The 16,713-nt window shown below is 72.4% G+C and carries 18 protein-coding genes; 14 read left to right on the top strand and 4 right to left on the bottom strand.

Annotated elements, in window-relative coordinates; all coding sequences use genetic code 11:
* Nucleotides 1-46 precede the first annotated feature (46 nt).
* The 3 genes from IH45_RS0133785 (at nt 47) to IH45_RS0133775 (ending at nt 3,097) form a co-directional block, all read left to right on the top strand.
* Nucleotides 47-877: a lysophospholipid acyltransferase family protein gene (locus IH45_RS0133785; RefSeq protein WP_030677488.1), complete on the top strand. Its 831-nt coding sequence runs from the start codon at nt 47-49 to the stop codon at nt 875-877.
* Entirely contained in the window at nt 874-1,875 is a 1,002-nt protein-coding gene (locus IH45_RS0133780; RefSeq protein ID WP_030602808.1) for an NAD(P)H-dependent glycerol-3-phosphate dehydrogenase, read from the top strand. The genes IH45_RS0133785 and IH45_RS0133780 overlap by 4 nt, the downstream gene beginning before the upstream one ends.
* A 79-nt stretch (nt 1,876-1,954) precedes the next feature.
* On the top strand, nt 1,955-3,097 hold the full coding sequence (locus IH45_RS0133775; protein WP_030677485.1) for a D-alanine--D-alanine ligase family protein: 1,143 nt from the start codon (nt 1,955-1,957) through the stop codon (nt 3,095-3,097).
* A 25-nt stretch (nt 3,098-3,122) separates the two neighbouring features.
* Here IH45_RS0133775 and IH45_RS0133770 read toward each other — a convergent pair whose 3' ends face one another.
* A complete protein-coding gene (locus IH45_RS0133770) occupies nt 3,123-3,617 on the bottom strand; it encodes a DUF3515 domain-containing protein (protein WP_030677482.1) in 495 nt (164 codons plus the stop codon).
* Between the two features lie 8 nt (nt 3,618-3,625).
* On the bottom strand, nt 3,626-3,859 hold the full coding sequence (locus IH45_RS0133765) for an Lrp/AsnC family transcriptional regulator (RefSeq protein ID WP_003984698.1): 234 nt from the start codon (nt 3,857-3,859) through the stop codon (nt 3,626-3,628).
* Between the two features lie 227 nt (nt 3,860-4,086).
* Between IH45_RS0133765 and IH45_RS0133760 the strand changes: the two genes are divergently transcribed.
* Both IH45_RS0133760 and thiD read left to right on the top strand, forming a co-directional pair.
* Nucleotides 4,087-5,067, top strand: a complete 981-nt coding sequence (locus tag IH45_RS0133760; protein WP_030677479.1) for a thiamine-phosphate kinase — start codon at nt 4,087-4,089, stop codon at nt 5,065-5,067.
* Between the two features lie 47 nt (nt 5,068-5,114).
* Nucleotides 5,115-5,906 carry a bifunctional hydroxymethylpyrimidine kinase/phosphomethylpyrimidine kinase gene (gene thiD / locus IH45_RS0133755; protein ID WP_030677476.1) on the top strand — a complete coding sequence of 264 codons (792 nt, stop codon included), beginning with the start codon at nt 5,115-5,117 and terminating at the stop codon, nt 5,904-5,906.
* A 109-nt stretch (nt 5,907-6,015) separates the two neighbouring features.
* On the opposite strand, the gene rpmB is transcribed toward thiD, so the two are convergent.
* Nucleotides 6,016-6,201 (bottom strand): 50S ribosomal protein L28, encoded by a 186-nt coding sequence (gene rpmB / locus IH45_RS0133750; RefSeq protein WP_003984695.1) that lies wholly within the window; start codon nt 6,199-6,201, stop codon nt 6,016-6,018.
* 263 nt (nt 6,202-6,464) lie between these two features.
* Here rpmB and IH45_RS0133745 point away from each other — a divergent pair, with 263 nt between their 5' ends.
* The 9 genes from IH45_RS0133745 to mutM all read left to right on the top strand — a co-directional run bounded on the left by IH45_RS0133745 (nt 6,465) and on the right by mutM (nt 15,908).
* Nucleotides 6,465-8,252: a DAK2 domain-containing protein gene (locus IH45_RS0133745; RefSeq protein WP_030677474.1), complete on the top strand. Its 1,788-nt coding sequence runs from the start codon at nt 6,465-6,467 to the stop codon at nt 8,250-8,252.
* Between the two features lie 139 nt (nt 8,253-8,391).
* Nucleotides 8,392-10,617 carry an ATP-dependent DNA helicase RecG gene (gene recG, locus IH45_RS0133740; RefSeq protein WP_030677471.1) on the top strand — a complete coding sequence of 742 codons (2,226 nt, stop codon included), beginning with the start codon at nt 8,392-8,394 and terminating at the stop codon, nt 10,615-10,617.
* A gap of 157 nt (nt 10,618-10,774) precedes the next feature.
* On the top strand, nt 10,775-11,359 hold the full coding sequence (gene rsmD, locus IH45_RS0133735) for a 16S rRNA (guanine(966)-N(2))-methyltransferase RsmD (RefSeq protein ID WP_030677468.1): 585 nt from the start codon (nt 10,775-10,777) through the stop codon (nt 11,357-11,359).
* Entirely contained in the window at nt 11,356-11,865 is a 510-nt protein-coding gene (gene coaD, locus IH45_RS0133730) for a pantetheine-phosphate adenylyltransferase (RefSeq protein WP_030677465.1), read from the top strand. Before rsmD ends, coaD begins: the two co-directional genes overlap by 4 nt.
* Nucleotides 11,866-11,962: 97 nt before the next feature.
* Nucleotides 11,963-13,060 carry an ATP synthase F0 subunit B gene (locus IH45_RS0133725; RefSeq protein ID WP_030677462.1) on the top strand — a complete coding sequence of 366 codons (1,098 nt, stop codon included), beginning with the start codon at nt 11,963-11,965 and terminating at the stop codon, nt 13,058-13,060.
* 128 nt (nt 13,061-13,188) lie between these two features.
* Entirely contained in the window at nt 13,189-13,830 is a 642-nt protein-coding gene (locus tag IH45_RS0133720) for a YceD family protein (protein WP_030677541.1), read from the top strand.
* Nucleotides 13,831-13,832: 2 nt separating this feature from the next.
* Complete coding sequence (rpmF, locus tag IH45_RS0133715; RefSeq protein WP_003951102.1) at nt 13,833-14,006, top strand: 50S ribosomal protein L32; 174 nt, start codon at nt 13,833-13,835, stop codon at nt 14,004-14,006.
* 19 nt (nt 14,007-14,025) lie between these two features.
* Entirely contained in the window at nt 14,026-14,853 is an 828-nt protein-coding gene (gene rnc, locus IH45_RS0133710; RefSeq protein WP_030677457.1) for a ribonuclease III, read from the top strand.
* Between the two features lie 194 nt (nt 14,854-15,047).
* A complete protein-coding gene (gene mutM / locus IH45_RS0133705; RefSeq protein ID WP_030677454.1) occupies nt 15,048-15,908 on the top strand; it encodes a bifunctional DNA-formamidopyrimidine glycosylase/DNA-(apurinic or apyrimidinic site) lyase in 861 nt (286 codons plus the stop codon).
* Nucleotides 15,909-15,988: 80 nt separating this feature from the next.
* Here mutM and IH45_RS0133700 read toward each other — a convergent pair whose 3' ends face one another.
* Nucleotides 15,989-16,426 (bottom strand): winged helix-turn-helix transcriptional regulator, encoded by a 438-nt coding sequence (locus tag IH45_RS0133700; RefSeq protein WP_050515371.1) that lies wholly within the window; start codon nt 16,424-16,426, stop codon nt 15,989-15,991.
* Nucleotides 16,427-16,713 lie beyond the last annotated feature (287 nt).

Here is a 16,713-nt window from a genome sequence, read left to right as displayed (position 1 = left end):
TGCCGGGTCGCAGCAGCTCAGCAGATCCCACAAGGAGGGTGTCCCAGTGTCCCGCCGCAGAATCGGCTTCTGGTACCGCTTGGCCGCGGTCATCTGCAAACCGCCGCTCCTGGTTCTGTTCAAGCGGGACTGGCAGGGAATGGAGCACATTCCCGCCGACGGCGGATTCATCACCGTGGTCAACCACAACTCGTATCTGGACCCGCTGTCGTACGCGCACTACCAGTACAACACCGGACGGGTCCCGCGATTCCTCGCCAAGTCCGGGCTCTTCAAGGGCGGCTTTGTCGGCGCGGTGATGCGCGGCACCGGCCAGATCCCCGTCTACCGGGAATCCGCCGACGCCGCGGTCGCCTTCCGCGCCGCCGTGGCCGCCATCAACAAGGGCGAATGCGTCGCCTTCTACCCCGAGGGCACCCTCACCCGCGACCCCGACCTGTGGCCCATGCAGGGCAAGACCGGAGCCGCCCGCGTGGCGTTGCTCACCAAGGCGCCGGTGGTCCCGGTGGCCCAGTGGGGCGCCCACGAGGTGATGCCGCCCTACGCCAAGGAGAAGAAGCTGCGCCTGTTCCCGCGCAAGACCCTGCGGGTCAAGGCGGGGCCGCCGGTCGACCTCAGCGAGTTCTACGGCAAGGAGCCGACCGCCGACGTGCTGCGCGCGGTGACCGAGAAGGTCATGGTCGCCGTCATCGAGCTGCTGGCCGAGCTGCGCGATGAGCCGGCGCCCGCCGAGCCGTACGACCACCGCAAGGACGCCGTCCGGCGCAGCCGGGCCCGCCGGGAGCAGCGAGCGGCCGAGCGGGCACGCGAGCTGGACGAGCGGGGCGTGAAACTGGACGACCAGGCACCGAAGACACAGGAGGATGAAGGCAAGTGACGCGCTGCGCCGTCTACGGCACGGGGTCCTGGGGCACCGCATTCGCGATGGTGCTCGGTGACGCGGGCTGCGAGGTGACGATGTGGGGCCGCAGAGCGGGCCTGGTCGACGCCATCAACACCGGCCGCACCAACCCCGACTACCTGCCGGACGCACAGCTGCCGGAGTCCGTACGGGCCACCACCGACCCCGCCGAGGCCGCCCACGGCGCCGATTTCACCGTCCTGGCCGTCCCCTCCCAGACCCTGCGCGGCAACCTCGCCGAATGGGCCCCGCTGCTGCCCGCCGACACCGTCCTGGTCTCCCTGATGAAGGGCGTCGAACTGGGCACCGCCAAGCGGATGAGCGAGGTCATCGAGGAGGTCGCCAAGGCGCCCGCCGAGCGCGTCGCGGTGCTCACCGGCCCCAACCTCGCCAAGGAGATCGCCGCCCGGCAGCCCGCCGCCGCGGTCGTCGCCTGCGCGGACGAGGCGGTGGCCCGGCGCCTCCAGGCCGCCTGCCACACCCCGTACTTCCGCCCGTACACCAACACCGACGTGGTCGGCGCGGAGCTGGGCGGCGCGGTCAAGAACGTCATCGCGCTGGCGGTCGGGATGGCCGGCGGCATGGGCCTGGGCGACAACGCCAAGGCCTCCCTGATCACCCGCGGCCTCGCCGAAACCACCCGCCTGGGCCTGGCGATGGGCGCCGACGCGCACACCTTCGCCGGCCTGGCCGGCATGGGCGACCTGGTCGCCACCTGCTCCTCGCCGCTCTCCCGCAACAACACCTTCGGCGCCAACCTCGGCCGCGGCATGTCGCTGGAGGAGACCATCGCGGTCACCAAGCAGACCGCCGAGGGCGTCAAGTCCTGCGAGTCGGTACTGGATCTGGCCCGCCGGCACGGCGTCGACATGCCGATCACCGAGACGGTGGTGGACATCGTCCACGAGGGCAAGCCGCCGCTGGTGGCCCTCAAGGAGCTGATGTCGCGCAGCGCCAAGCCCGAGCGCCACTGAGATCCGCGGCGCCCGTGTGAATGCCGCACCGGCCCGCGGCACCGACTCCCCCTGGGGCAGCAGGTACCCTCAACCCGATATGAGCAGCCAGACCCCTCCCCAGAAGCCCCGCGTCGCCGTCGTGTTCGGTGGCCGCAGCTCCGAGCACGCCGTCTCCGTGGTGACCGCGGGCGCCGTGCTGTCGGCCATCGACCGCGAGAAGTACGACGTGCTGCCCATCGGCATCACCGCCGACGGCCGTTGGGCGCTGACCGCCGACGACCCCGCGCGGATGGTCATCACCGACCGGAAGCTGCCGAGCGTGGCGGAACTGGCCGAGACCACCGAGGGAGCCGTCCAGCTCCCCGTGGACCCGACCAGCCGCGAGGTCGTCTACAGCGAGCCCGGCGCGGTGCCCAAGGCGCTGGGCGGCGTCGACGTCGTCTTCCCCGTGCTGCACGGCCCGTACGGCGAGGACGGCACGATCCAGGGCCTCCTGGAGCTCTCCGGCGTGCCCTACGTCGGCTCCGGCGTGCTCGCCTCGGCCGCCGGCATGGACAAGGAGTACATGAAGCGGGTGTTCGTCTCCTACGGGCTGCCGGTCGGCCCGTACGAGGTCGTCCGCCCCCGCGAGTGGGAGCAGGCGGACAAGGGCGCCGCCGCGCGTCAGCGGATCGTGGACTTCGCCGCCGAACACGGCTGGCCGGTCTTCGTGAAGCCCGCCCGCGCCGGGTCCTCCATGGGCATCAGCAAGGTCGACGACGTCTCGGGCCTGGACGCGGCCATCGAGGAGGCGCGCCGCCACGACCCGAAGATCCTGGTGGAGGCGCTGCTGACCGGCCGCGAGATCGAGTGCGGCGTGCTGGAGTCCGAGGACGGCCCGCGCGGCAGCCTCCCGGCCGAGATCCCGCCCGTCTCCGACCACACCTTCTACGACTTCGACGCCAAGTACATCGACTCGGCCACCGGCATCGTGCCCGCCCCGCTGACCGCGGAGCAGACCGCCGAGGTCCAGGAGCTGGCCGTGCGCGCCTTCGAGGCGCTGTCCTGCGAGGGCCTGGCCCGGGTGGACTTCTTCCTCCAGGACGACGGCACCTACGTCATCAACGAGATCAACACGATGCCCGGCTTCACGCCCATCTCGATGTACCCGCGGATGTGGCAGGAGAGCGGTGTGAGCTACCCGGAGCTGATCGACCGGCTGGTCCAGGCGGCCCTGCGGCGCCCGACGGGCCTGCGCTGACCGGCGGCCGCGCCCGGCCGGGGACTCACACCCCGGCCGGCACCGTCTTCTTGACCGCGTCCGCGAGGTCGGTCAGCACATCGACCTCGGGGGCGTACTTCGCGGGAACGCTCACCTCTACGTACGTCTTGCGCAGTACGGTCGTGAAGCGGTACCCCTCGTCCCCCTGCTTCTCGAAGAGCCACTCGACGCCGTTGACTTCCGCCGCGTCCGCACCGGGGTTGTAATGTTCACTTCCAGGCTTCAGCACGGCGGGCTTGACCACACCGCAGCGCAGCCGCACGGCGGGATCGCCCCACACGGCGGTGAAGTCCGAGACCGGATCGGCGGTGCCGCGCTCCAGCCCGTTCACGGTCCGCGGCAACTCCTCGTGGAGCGCCCGGCACTGCCGCGCGGACGCGCCCTCGGGGGAGGGGGCGGTCACGGGGACCGAGGACGAGCAGCCCACCGCGGCGAAGGCCACGGTGAGCAGGGCCGGTACCAGCAGCCGGCGGGACGAGGAGATCACCCGGCCGAGCATACGGGGAGCTAGAGATGGACCACCGGGCAGGTCAGGGTGCGGGTGATGCCGTCCACCTGCTGGACCTTGGCGACCACGATGCGGCCCAGTTCGTCGACCGTCTCGGCCTGGGCGCGCACGATCACGTCGTACGGACCGGTGACGTCCTCGGCCTGGAGCACACCGGGGATCTTGGCGATCACTTCCGCGACGGCCGACGCCTTGCCCACCTCGGTCTGGATCAGGATGTACGCCTGTACCACGGGACCTCCAGGGCGGCTTCGAGGATCATGTGGGAAGAAGGGACGCCACGGTACCGCGTCGGTGCGCGCGCCGGGGAGACCCGCGCCGCCGGGAACGCGGCGTGCGGTTCGACCAGGGGCAGCACGACGGCCGTCCGCCCGGGGGAAGCACGGGCCGGGCGCGCGGTGGTGGAGTACGGATCGGCAGCGCAGTACGGATCGTCCGTACGCGTCGGAAGGGCAGCAGCATGAAGGGCACCGTGGGCGAGCTGGGGGAGTTCGGGCTGATCAGGGAGCTGACCTCCCGGCTCACCGCCACCCCGGCCGTACGGATCGGACCGGGCGACGACGCCGCGGTGATCACCGCGCCGGACCGCCGGGTCGTGGCCAGCACCGACGTCCTCCTCGAAGGGCGGCACTTCCGCCGCGACTGGTCCACCGCCTACGACGTGGGCCGCAAGGCCGCCGCGCAGAACCTGGCCGACATCGCCGCGATGGGCGCGGTGCCCACCGCCATCCTGCTCGGCCTGGTCGTCCCCGCCGAACTGCCCGCGACCTGGGCCAGCGAGCTGATGGACGGGCTGCGCGACGAGTGCCAGGTGGCGGGCGCCGCGGTGGTCGGCGGCGACGTGGTGCGCGGTGACACGATCACCGTCGCGATCACCGCCCTGGGCGACCTGCGCAACCAGGAGCCGGTCACCCGTTCCGGTGCCCAGCCCGGCGACGTGGTCGCCGTCACCGGCTGGCTGGGCTGGTCCGCCGCCGGCTACGCGGTCCTCACCCGGGGCTTCCGCTCGCCGCGCGCCTTCGTGGAGGCGCACCGCCGCCCCGAGCCGCCGTACCACGCGGGCCCGGCGGCGGCCGGCCTCGGCGCCACCGCCATGACGGACGTCAGCGACGGCCTGGTCGCCGACCTCGGCCACATCGCCGAGGCCAGCAAGGTCCGTATCGACCTGCGCTCGGGCCAGATCGACATCCCCTCGCAGATGTCCGACATCGGTACGGCCGTAGGCGTGGACCCGATGCAGTGGGTGCTCAGCGGGGGCGAGGACCACGCGATCGTGGCGACGTTCCCGCCGGACGTGAAGCTGCCGGCCCGCTGGAAGGTGATCGGCGAGGTGCTGCACCCGTCGGCGCTGCCGCAGGTCACGGTGGACGGGGCGCCGTGGGTCAAGGCGGGCTGGGACCACTTCGGCGAGGAGCCGGACGGCGAGCCGACGGGCCTCTGAGGGACCGCGGACGGGCCCCGCGCGGGGCCCCGGTAGATTCGGGCCCCATGCGCACTCCTCCACGCGTCCTGACCGTCGCCGGGTCCGACTCCGGCGGCGGCGCGGGCATCCAGGCCGACCTGAAGACGATGCTGGCGCTCGGCACGCACGGCATGAGCGTGCTGACCGCCGTCACCGCGCAGAATTCGCTGGGCGTGCAGGGCGCGTGGGAGCTGCCCGCCGAAGCCGTACGGGCCCAGTTCCGCAGTGTCGTGGACGACATCGGCGTCCAGACCGTGAAGACCGGGATGCTCTCCTCGCCGGAGGTGGTCGAGACGGTCGCGGATCTGCTCTCAGGGCTCTCCGAACCGGTCGTCGTGGACCCGGTCGGCGTCTCCAAGCACGGCGACGCGCTGCTCGCCGCCTCGGCCCTGGACGCCGTCCGTACGAAGCTGCTGCCCACGGCCACCCTCGCCACCCCCAACCTCGACGAGGTCGCCCAGCTCACGGGCGTACGGGTCCGGGAGGAGGCCGATATGCGGCGCGCCGCCGCCGCGATCCTCGGCTTCGGGCCGCGCTGGGCGCTGATCAAGGGCGGCCACCTGGAGGGCGACGCCGTCGACCTGCTCACCGACGGCACCGAGGAGCACTGGCTGCGCGCGCCGCGGCACGACAACCGGCACACCCACGGCACCGGCTGCACGCTCGCCAGCGCCGTCGCCGCCCGGCTGGCCCAGGGGGACACCGTCCCGGAGGCCGTCGCGGCGGCCAAGGAGTACGTCACCGGCGCCATCGCGGGCGGCTTCCGCCTGGGGGCGGGGATCGGGCCGGTGGATCACGGGTGGCGGCTGCGGGGGTAGGCCCGGCCGTACGGCTCACCTTTACCGGCGGGCGCGTACGGCAAAAAGCCGGTCCACCGAGGTGGACCGGCTTTCAGGCAACCGGCGGGGCTGCGCTACGACTATGACGTCAGCGCGAGACCTTGCCGGCCTTGATGCACGAGGTGCAGACGTTGAGCCGCTTCGGCGTGCGCCCGATGACCGCGCGCACCGTCTGGATGTTGGGGTTCCAACGACGGTTGGTACGGCGGTGCGAGTGGGAAACGCTCTTGCCGAAGCCCGGCCCCTTGCCGCAGACGTCGCAGTTGGCAGCCACGGGTCACTCCAAAGACTTCAGATGCACTTACGGTGAAATCCCGACGAGCGGAGTGCATTGAACCGACCGGCTTCGCCAGGAGTAGGAATGGCCCGATTCGCATCGGGCAACCGGAGCAGCATACAACGACCGCTCCCGTGACACGAAACTACCACGATCGCCCCGGGCCCCGCCCCGGCGGACCACCCCGCCCGCGGCTACTGTGCCCTGGATCGCATGACCGAGCCGAGCCCGCCACGGGCCGCTGGCCGAGGAGGACGACGGTGCCGCACCCGCTCGACGCCGCTGCGGTACGCACCTGGTGCGCCCTGGCGCTCCAGGCCCTGGGGCGCGAACGTGAGCGGATCGACGCGATCAACGTCTACCCGGTGGCCGACGGGGACACCGGCACCAATCTCTACCTGACCGTGGAGTCCGCTGCCCGCGCGGTCGAGGCCGCCTTCGACGGGCACGGCGCCTCGGGCACCGCGCCGGGCCTGGCCGACGCCGTCGGCGCCATGGCGCACGGGGCACTGATCGGCGCGCGCGGCAATTCCGGCACGATCCTCGCCCAGCTGCTGCGCGGTATGGCGGAGGTGCTGGGAAGGGGGGCTGCGGACGGGGACGAGCCCGGTGGCCCGGCAGCGGACGGCGCTGTCGGCTCGGCGGCAGCGCTGAAGCAGGCGCTGCGGCGGGCCGCCGAGTCGACGTACGAGGCCGTCGCGCACCCGGTGGAGGGCACGGTTCTGACGGTCGCCACGGTGGCCGCCCAGGCGGCCGGGCAGGCCGACGGGAGTCCGGCGGCAGTGGCGCGGGCCGCTTACGAGGGCGCTCGTACGGCCCTGGAGGCCACACCGGACCAGCTGGCGGTCCTGGGCCGGGCGGGCGTCGTGGACGCGGGCGGCTGCGGCCTGGTCGCTCTGCTGGGCGCGCTGGCGGGGGCGCTGTCGGGGGAGGTGCCGACGGCGGCTATCGCGGTACGGCCGGACGCTGTCGTACGGTCCGATGCCTCCGTACGGTCCGGCGCCTCCGTAAGGCCCGATGCCCCCGTACGGCCCGACGCCTCCGCACCGGTGTCCGGCGGCTGCCCGGCCGGGAACGGGAGCGCACCGGACCCGGAGGGGCCGCACGGCGGTGACGGCGACCCGGACGGACCCGCCTTCGAAGTGATCTACCTCCTTGAGGCCGACGACGACGCCGTGGCCCGGCTGCGCGCGCGGCTGGACGGCCTCGGTGACTCCCTGGTGGTGGTGGGCGGGGACGGCCTGTGGAACGTGCACGTCCACGTGGACGACGCGGGCGCCGCCGTCGAGGCGGGCATCGAGGCGGGCCGCCCGTACCGCATCCGCATCACCCACTTCGGGACGGCCGACGGCGGCCGGGCCGCGCGCCGCCGCGAGCCGGAGCCCGCGGCGCGCGCCGTGGTGGCCGTGGTGCCGGGCGACGGCCTGGCCGGGCTGTGCGCCGAGGCCGGCGCGACCGCGGTGACCGTACGCCCCGGCGAGCCGCCCGCCAGCGGCGAGCTGGTCCAGGCGATCCGGCAGGCGCACGCCCGAGAGGTGATGCTGCTGCCCAACGACCCCGAGCTGCGGCACACCGCGGCGGCCGCGGCCGAGCAGGCCCGTACCGAAGGCGTACGGGTCGCGCTGATCCCCACCCGCGCCGCCGTCCAGGGCATCGCCGCGCTGGCCGTGCACGAGCCGGCCCGCAGCTTCGACGAGGACGTGGTGGCCATGACCTCGGCCGCGGGCGCCACCCGCTACGCGGAGCTGGCCGTCGCGGAACGGCAGTCCTGGACGATGGCCGGGGTCTGCCAGGCCGGGGACGTGCTCGGCCTGATCGACGGGGACGTGGCGGTGATCGGCTCGGACCTGGCCGCGACCGCGGCGACCGTTCTGGACCGGATGCTCTCCGCCGGCGGGGAAATGGTGACTTTCGTCCTGGGCGCGGAATTCCCCGCCTCTCTCGCGGAACGCCTGGAAAGGCACGTAAGGGAGCGCCATCTGGCCGTGGACACCGTCGTCTACGAAGGCGGGCAGCGCGGGGCGCCGCTTCTCATCGGCGTGGAATGACCCAGGGCCGGCGGGGAATGACCCCTAGCCGGAGCGGCGGGAAAACGGCGCGAAGAACCGATTCGGCCCCGGCGGAAAACCGGCGCCGGTCCCGGCGGAATCCAGGGCCTGCCGCCCGTTGTCAGTGCCGTGGTGTGCAATGGACACCGTGTCCGCGCTCGACGAACCCCTGAAGAAGATTCTCGGTGGCACCACCGCCAAGGTGATGGCCGAGCAGCTCGGCCTGAACACGGTCGGCGATCTGCTGCACCACTATCCGCGCAGATACGCGGAGCGCGGTGAGCTGACCCGGCTCTCCGACCTGCCGCTGGACGAACACGTCACGGTCGTCGCGCGCGTCGCCGACGCCCGGGTGCTGAAGTTCAACAACGGCCGCGGCCAGCGCCTGGAGGTGACCCTCACCGACGGCAGCGGCCGCCTCCAGCTCGTCTTCTTCGGCAAGGGCATCCACAAACCGCACAAGGACCTGCTGCCCGGCCGCCGCGCCATGTTCGCGGGCAAGGTCTCGGTCTTCAACCGCAAGCTGCAACTGGCCCACCCCGAATACGCGCTGCTGGACGGCGAGGGCGGCGAGGAGGCCGTCGACGCCTTCGCGGGCCGGCTCATGCCGATCTACCCGGCCTGCCAGCAGATGGCCTCCTGGAAGATCGCCAAGGCCGTCGACGCGGTGCTGCCCAGCGCGCGCGAGGCGCTCGACCCGCTCCCCGAGGCGCTGCGCGCGGGCCGGGCCCTGCTGCCGCTCCCGGAGGCCCTGGAGAAGGTCCACCGGCCGCGTACCAAGGCCGACATCGAGGACGCCCGCTCGCGGCTGAAGTGGGACGAGGCGTTCGTCCTCCAGGTGGCGCTGGCCCGCCGCCGCATGGCGGAGACCCAACTCCCCGCCACACCGCGCCCGTTGACCCCTGGCGGGCTGCTCGACGCCTTCGATGCGAAGCTGCCCTTCACCCTCACCGACGGCCAGCAGAAGGTCAGCCGCGAGATCTTCGACGACCTGGCCACCGATCACCCGATGCACCGCCTGCTTCAGGGAGAGGTGGGTTCCGGCAAGACACTGGTCGCCCTGCGCGCCATGCTCGCCGTCGTGGACACCGGTGGCCAGGCGGCGATGCTCGCGCCCACCGAGGTGCTGGCCCAGCAGCACCACCGGTCCATCACCGAGATGATGGGGGAGTTGGCCGAGGGCGGGATGTTGGGCGGTGCCGAGCAGGGCACCAAGGTGGTGCTGCTGACCGGCTCGATGGGCGCCGCCGCCCGCCGCCAGGCCCTGCTGGACCTCGTCACGGGCGAGGCCGGGATCGTCATCGGCACCCACGCCCTCATCGAGGACAAGGTCCAGTTCCACGACCTGGGCCTGGTCGTGGTCGATGAACAGCACCGCTTCGGCGTCGAACAGCGCGACGCGCTGCGCGGCAAGGGCAAGCAGCCGCCGCATCTGCTCGTCATGACCGCCACCCCCATTCCCCGTACGGTCGCGATGACCGTCTTCGGCGACCTGGAGACATCCGTACTGGACCAGCTCCCCGCCGGCCGCTCGCCGATCGCCAGCCACGTCGTGCCCGCCAAGGACAAGCCGCACTTCCTCGCGCGGGCCTGGGAGCGGGTGCGCGAGGAGGTCGAGGCCGGCCACCAGGCGTACGTGGTCTGCCCCCGCATCGGCGACGAGGAGGACGCGCCGAAGGGCAAGGGCGCGAAGAAGAAGTCCGGGGAGTCCGGGGAGCCCGGGGAAGAGGCCGCCGCGGGCGACGACAAGCGGCCCCCGCTGGCCGTCCTGGAGATCGCCGACCAGCTCGCGAAGGGCCCCCTGGCCGGGCTGCGCGTCGAGGTGCTGCACGGCCGTATGCATCCGGACGACAAGGACGCGGTGATGCGCCGGTTCGCGGCCGGCGAGGTGGACGCGCTGGTGGCGACCACCGTCATCGAGGTCGGGGTGAACGTCCCCAACGCCACCGCCATGGTGATCATGGACGCGGACCGCTTCGGCGTCTCCCAGCTGCACCAGCTGCGCGGCCGGGTCGGCCGCGGCTCGGCGCCCGGCCTGTGCCTGCTGGTCAGCGAGATGCCCGAGGCCAGTCCCGCGCGCGCCCGGCTCGCCGCGGTGGCCGGCACCCTCGACGGCTTCGAGCTCTCCCGTATCGACCTGGAGCAGCGCCGCGAGGGCGACGTCCTCGGCCAGGCCCAGTCCGGCGCCCGTACGTCCCTGCGGATGCTCGCCGTCATCGAGGACGAGCAGGTCATCGAGGCCGCCCGCGAGGAGGCCACCGCCGTCGTCGCGGCCGACCCCGAGCTGACCGGCTATCCGGAGCTGCGCACCGCCCTCCAGGCCCTGCTGGACGCGGAGCGGGAGCAGTATCTGGACAAGGGGTGAGGCGAGGGCCGGTGCAAGGCGTACGGCAGGGGCCGGGGCAAGGGCTGATCCGCTCCGGTGCCGGGCGGCGCGGCCCCGCGCCGTCCGACGCCATATCGTGGGGGAGTGGCCCGCGCAGGCGGGCCGCTCCCATCCGCAGCGCGAAGGACCGAGCACCATGACCCGCGTGATCGCCGGCACGGCCGGCGGCCGGCGCCTGGCCGTGCCCCCCGGCAACGGCACCCGCCCGACCTCCGACCGGGCGCGCGAGGGCCTGTTCTCCACCTGGGAGTCGCTGGACGGCCCGCTGGCCGGCGCCCGGGTGCTGGACCTGTACGCGGGTTCCGGCGCCGTCGGCCTGGAGGCGCTGTCCCGCGGCGCCGCGCATGTCCTGCTGGTCGAGGCCGACGCCCGTGCCGTACGCACCATCCGCGACAACGTGCGCACCCTGGGGATGCCCGGCGCCGAGGTACGGCCCGGAAAGGCCGAGCAGGTCGTCGCGGGGGAGGCTCCGGCCGACCCGTACGACGTGCTCTTCCTTGACCCGCCGTACGCGGTCACCGACGGCGATCTTGGGGAGATCCTGCTCACACTCCGCCAGGGGGGCTGGTGTGCCGAGGAGGCACTCGTCACCGTGGAGCGGAGCACCAGAGGCGGTCCGTTCCCCTGGCCGGAGGGTTTCGAACCCGTTCGGTCCCGGCGCTACGGCGAGGGAACGCTTTGGTACGGTCGCGCCGCTTCGACGTGCGAAAACGCGTCATGACCGGACCGGAGAGCGAGGAAACTCACGTGCGCCGCGCAGTCTGTCCGGGGTCCTTCGACCCCATCACCAACGGGCACCTGGACATCATTGCCCGGGCCTCCAGGCTCTACGACGTCGTCCACGTCACCGTGATGATCAACAAGGCCAAGCAGGGCCTGTTCTCGGTCGACGAGCGGATCGACCTGATCCGCCGCGCCACCGCCGAGTACGGCAACGTCGAGGTCGAGTCCTTCCACGGCCTGCTCGTCGACTTCTGCAAGCAGCGCGACATTCCGGCCATCGTCAAGGGGCTGCGCGCGGTCAGCGACTTCGACTACGAGCTCCAGATGGCGCAGATGAACAACGGCCTCTCCGGTGTCGAGACCCTCTTCATCCCCACCAGCCCCACCTACAGCTTCCTGTCCTCCAGCCTGGTCAAGGAGGTCGCGGCCTGGGGCGGCGACGTCTCCCACCTGGTGCCGCCCTTCGTCCTGGAACAGCTGACCGAGCGGCTCGGCGCCAAGTGACCTCCTGACACCCCGTCACCAGGTGTCGGCGCGGGGGCCTGTGGACGTACAGTCGTCCCCGTTCCGTCGTACCGACCCGGAGAGTGGCGAGTCCAAGGTGGACGTGCAGAAGAAGCTCGACGAGATCGTCCGGACCGTCGGCAGCGCCCGGTCCATGCCCATGTCGGCCTCGTGCGTGGTCAACCGCGCCGAGCTGCTCGCCATGCTGGAGGAGGTGCGGGCCGCCCTGCCCGGATCGCTCGCCGAGGCCCGGGAGCTGCTCGGCGGCCGCGAGCAGATGGTCGAGGAGGCCCGCGCCGAGGCGGAGCGGATCATCGAGTCCGCCAACGCCCACCGCGGCTCGCTGATCTCCGACACCGAGGTGGCCCGGCAGTCCCAGGCCGAGGCCGACCGGATCCTGGCCGAGGCCCGCCGCGAGGCCGAGGAGATCCGCGCCGAGGCGGACGACTACGTGGACAGCAAACTGGCCAACTTCGAGGTCGTCCTCACCAAGACCATCGGCTCGGTCGACCGCGGCCGCGAGAAGCTGCTCGGCCGCGCCCCGGGCGAGGGCGGCCACGCGGACGAGGACGGCGTACAGACGCCCGAACCCACCGCCGACCCGCAGGCCCTCAAGGAGCGCGCCGACCGGTACGTGGACGCCAAATTCGGCGCCTTCGAGGCCGTGCTGACCAAGACCCTGGAGGCGGTCGGCCGCGGGCGGCTCAAGCTCCAGGGCGTCCGGCCGACGGACGAGCTGGGCGGCCTCGCCGAGCAGCCCGACGGCCGGCACCCGGGCCACACCGGCGACGCCGAGTTCCTCGCCGGCCTCGCCGAGCTGGCCGACCCCGTACCCCCGCAGCCGCAGGTCCCGCCGCAGCCCACCGTGCCGCCCCAGGCGCAGCCCGACCCCCAGCAGGGCTACTACACGGACCCGGCCTACCAGCAGCAGGACGCCTACGGCTATCCGCAGGCCCCGTACGCGCAGCAGGACCCGTACGGCTACGGCTGGACGGACCCGCAGGCCCAGCAGCAGCACCAGCAGCCCTACGACCCGAACGCGGGCTACCTCCAGCCGCACCAGCAGGCCCAGCTCCCCGGGCAGGCCCCCGGCGGCCGGGCGCCGCAGCCCGCCGCGCTCGACGAGACCAGCCTCTTCGACACGAGCATGATCGACCTCGACCGGCTGCGGCAGTACGAGGAGGGGCGCCAGTAGCGGATTGGGCCTATCGGGACCGTTCCAGTATCCTGGCTCTTCGGTCGCGTGTACGTCCGCGATCTCTGCTGCCCGCATCGCCTCCGGCGAACGGGCGGCCCGTACGTCAGCGTAGAAAGCAGGAAGCCATCAACGCCCGCCTCGACCATCGTTCCCCGCTCGTGTTCGACACGCGCGATCTGGGGCGTCGTCCCGGTGCGCTGCAGCGGCTCTCCCGCACCGTCGAGGCGCCCCGCGACCTCGGCAACGAGGTCATCGGAGTGCCCGAGGGCGCGCCGGTGGAACTCGACTTCCGCCTGGAGTCCGTCATGGACGGGGTGCTTGTCACAGGCACCGCCCGTGCAACGCTCCGGGGGGAGTGCGTAAGGTGTCTGGAGCCGCTGGAGCGTGAGCTCGACGCGGACTTCCAGGAGATGTTCTCCTACCCCGACGCCGACGCCAGTGCCCGCACCGCGGACACCGGCGACGACGCCGAGGACGAGGAGGACACCCTCTTCCTCGAGGACGACCTGTTCGACCTCGAACCCGTGCTGCGTGATGCGGTGGTGCTCGCACTGCCGATGCAGCCGGTGTGCCGGGACGACTGCCCGGGCCTGTGCTCCGAGTGCGGAGAGCGGCTCGCGGACGACCCGGACCACCACCACGACGCCGTCGACATCCGTTGGGCGGCACTGCAGGGACTCGCCACCGACCCGGCCGGCGAGAAGGACGAAAACATGAGCGGCGACGGGCCTGAAGCAGCGCGCGCCGCCGAGAAGCAGGAGAAGTAGCCGTGGCTGTTCCGAAGCGGAAGATGTCGCGCAGCAACACGCGCCACCGCCGGTCGCAGTGGAAGGCTGCGGTCCCCACCCTGGTGGCGTGCGAGCGCTGCCACGAGCCGAAGCAGCAGCACATCGCGTGCCCGAGCTGCGGCACCTACAACAAGCGACAGGTCCTCGAGGTCTGATCGGCTGGTGACAGGCTCTATGTCAGACGCCCACACGTCTCCCCGCAAGCGCGCGGCTGAAACGGCACCGGCGGACACGGCCTCGTCCCACACGCTTCTGGAAGGGCGGCTCGGGTACCACCTCGAGTCCGCCCTTCTGGTGCGTGCGCTGACGCACCGCTCGTACGCGTACGAGAACGGCGGCCTGCCCACCAACGAGCGGCTGGAGTTCCTCGGGGACTCGGTGCTCGGCCTGGTGGTCACGGACACGCTGTACCGCACCCACCCCGACCTGCCCGAGGGCCAGCTGGCCAAGCTGCGGGCCGCGGTGGTCAACTCGCGCGCGCTCGCCGAGGTGGGCCGCGGCCTCGACCTCGGCGCCTTCATCCGCCTCGGCCGGGGCGAAGAGGGCACCGGCGGCCGGAACAAGGCCTCCATCCTGGCCGACACCCTCGAAGCGGTGATCGGCGCGGTCTATCTCGACCAGGGTCTCGACGCGGCGGGCGAGCTGGTGCACCGGCTCTTCGACCCGCTGATCGAGAAGTCCGCCGGCCTGGGGGCCGGCCTGGACTGGAAGACCAGCCTTCAGGAACTGACCGCGACCGAAGGTCTCGGCGTCCCGGAGTACCTGGTCAGTGAGACCGGTCCGGACCACGAGAAGACCTTCACTGCTGCTGCCCGCGTCGGTGGTGTCTCGTACGGCACCGGCACCGGCCGCAGCAAGAAGGAAGCCGAACAGCAGGCGGCCGAGTCCGCCTGGCGGGCGATCCGCGCGGCGGCGGACGAGGCGGCCGAGCGGGCCGCGGACGCGCCGCCGGCCGGGGAGCCGGTGGTTCCCCCGGCCGGGGAACCGCCCGTCGTCGGCTGAGGTTCACGCACTTCCGGCCGTCCGTCCTGTGTGGGGAGTTCCCCGCGCGGGGAGGGCGGCCGGATAGTGCTGTACGGGGTTCGTGCGCTTTCGGTGGTCTCGCCGCCGTACCGCACCCGGCCCCCGCACCATCCGGCCCGCATCATCCGTACCGCGTCCGCCGTCCGCGCGGACGCTCCCTGACGAGGAGAGCCGTGCCCGAGCTGCCCGAGGTCGAGGTCGTACGCCGCGGACTGGAGCGCTGGGTACGGGGCCGTACCGTCGCCGAGGTCGAGGTCCGGCACCCGCGCGCGGTCCGTAGGCACACCGCGGGCGCGGTGGACTTCGCCACGCGCCTGAAGGGGCAGCGCATCGGCGAGGCCCGGCGGCGCGGCAAGTACCTGTGGCTGCCCGTCACCGACGGCCTGTCCGTCCTGGCCCACCTGGGCATGAGCGGGCAGCTCCTGGTCCAGCCGCAGGACGCGCCGGACGAGAAGCACCTGCGGGTCCGCTTCACCTTCGACGACGACGCGGGCACCGAACTGCGCTTCGTCGACCAGCGGACCTTCGGCGGACTGTCGCTGCACGACGCCGTGCCCGGCGACCCCGAGGGGCTGCCCGACGTCATCGCTCACATCGCGCGCGACCCGCTCGACCCGGCCTTCGACGACGCCGCCTTCCACGAGGCGCTGCGCCGTCGCCGTACCACCGTCAAGCGCGCGCTGCTCGACCAGTCGCTGATCAGCGGCGTCGGCAACATCTACGCCGACGAGGCGCTGTGGCGCTCCCGGCTGCACTACGACCGGCCGACCGCCACCTTCACCCGCCCCCGCACCGCCGAGCTGCTCGGGCACATCCGGGACGTGATGAGCGCGGCGCTCGCCGTCGGCGGCACCAGCTTCGACAGCCTCTACGTGAACGTCAACGGCGAGTCGGGCTACTTCGAACGGTCGCTGGACGCCTACGGGCGCGAGGACGAGCCGTGCCGCCGCTGCGGTACGGCGATGCGGCGCCGCCCCTGGATGAACCGGTCCAGCTACTTCTGCCCGCGCTGCCAGCGGCCGCCGCGACCGTAGCCCGTACCTGCTGCCTCAAGCATCCGCACCGACTGCCTCAAGCTTCCGCGCCGACTCCTCAAGCTTTCACACCGGCTGCCTCAAGCTTCTGCGCGCGCGGCGTCGTAGCGCTCCCGCGCCGTCAGTACCTCCGGCATGCGGCTCTCCAGCAGATCGATGAGCCCCAACAGCCGCTCGGCCACCTCCCGCCCCAGCGGCGTCAGTTCGTAGTCCACCCGCGGCGGGTTGGTCGGCTGTGCCTCGCGGCGCACCAGCCCGTCGCGCTCCAGGGCGTGCAGGGTCTGGGACAGCATCTTCTCGCTGACGCCGTCCACCCGTCGTCGCAGCTCGTTGAAGCGGAACGTGCCGTCGTGCAGCGCGCTCAGCGTCAGGCCGCCCCAGCGGTCGGTGACGTGCTTGAGCGTGTCGCGCGACGGACACGCGCGCGCGAAGACGCTGAACGCCACGTCCGTCGCCAGGTCCGTCCCGACGTCCGGGATCTGCTGCTTCTCCTGCTGCGAGCTGCCCTGATGCGTCATACCTCCAGCGTACTCCCGCACAGCGCTCTCCCGCCCATTGCGCTTTCTAGAAGTTAGTGCTTTCCTTTGGTTAGTCAACCGCGTCGCACGGCGCGGCACGAGATCGAGGAGCCCCGCCATGACCACGCCCACCCCGTCCGCCTCTTCCGCCGCCTCTCCTTTCCCCGCTTCTTCCGCCGCCGCGGTCCCGCCCGTCGTCGCCGTCGCCTATCACTCGGGCTTCGGTCACACCGCGGTGCTCGCCGAGGCGGTGCGCGACGGCGCCGCCGACGCCGGGGCGACCGTCC

The organism is Streptomyces rimosus subsp. rimosus (genome assembly GCF_000720725.1).
GTDB lineage: Bacteria > Actinomycetota > Actinomycetes > Streptomycetales > Streptomycetaceae > Streptomyces > Streptomyces rimosus_A.
The sequence above is the reverse complement of the archived record's forward strand: the minus strand, read 5'-3'. Positions and strand labels throughout refer to the sequence as shown.

What these genes read in the sequence shown, in the direction of transcription:
- IH45_RS0133775 (WP_030677485.1), top strand. Translation starts at nt 1,955, where the DNA reads ATGAGCAGCCAGACCCCTCCCCAGAAGCCCCGCGTCGCCGTCGTGTTC.
- IH45_RS0133770 (WP_030677482.1), bottom strand. Translation starts at nt 3,617, where the DNA reads ATGCTCGGCCGGGTGATCTCCTCGTCCCGCCGGCTGCTGGTACCGGCC.
- IH45_RS0133760 (WP_030677479.1), top strand. Translation starts at nt 4,087, where the DNA reads ATGAAGGGCACCGTGGGCGAGCTGGGGGAGTTCGGGCTGATCAGGGAG.
- thiD (WP_030677476.1), top strand. Translation starts at nt 5,115, where the DNA reads ATGCGCACTCCTCCACGCGTCCTGACCGTCGCCGGGTCCGACTCCGGC.
- recG (WP_030677471.1), top strand. Translation starts at nt 8,392, where the DNA reads ATGGACACCGTGTCCGCGCTCGACGAACCCCTGAAGAAGATTCTCGGT.
- rsmD (WP_030677468.1), top strand. Translation starts at nt 10,775, where the DNA reads ATGACCCGCGTGATCGCCGGCACGGCCGGCGGCCGGCGCCTGGCCGTG.
- coaD (WP_030677465.1), top strand. Translation starts at nt 11,356, where the DNA reads ATGACCGGACCGGAGAGCGAGGAAACTCACGTGCGCCGCGCAGTCTGT.
- rnc (WP_030677457.1), top strand. Translation starts at nt 14,026, where the DNA reads ATGTCAGACGCCCACACGTCTCCCCGCAAGCGCGCGGCTGAAACGGCA.
- IH45_RS0133700 (WP_050515371.1), bottom strand. Translation starts at nt 16,426, where the DNA reads ATGACGCATCAGGGCAGCTCGCAGCAGGAGAAGCAGCAGATCCCGGAC.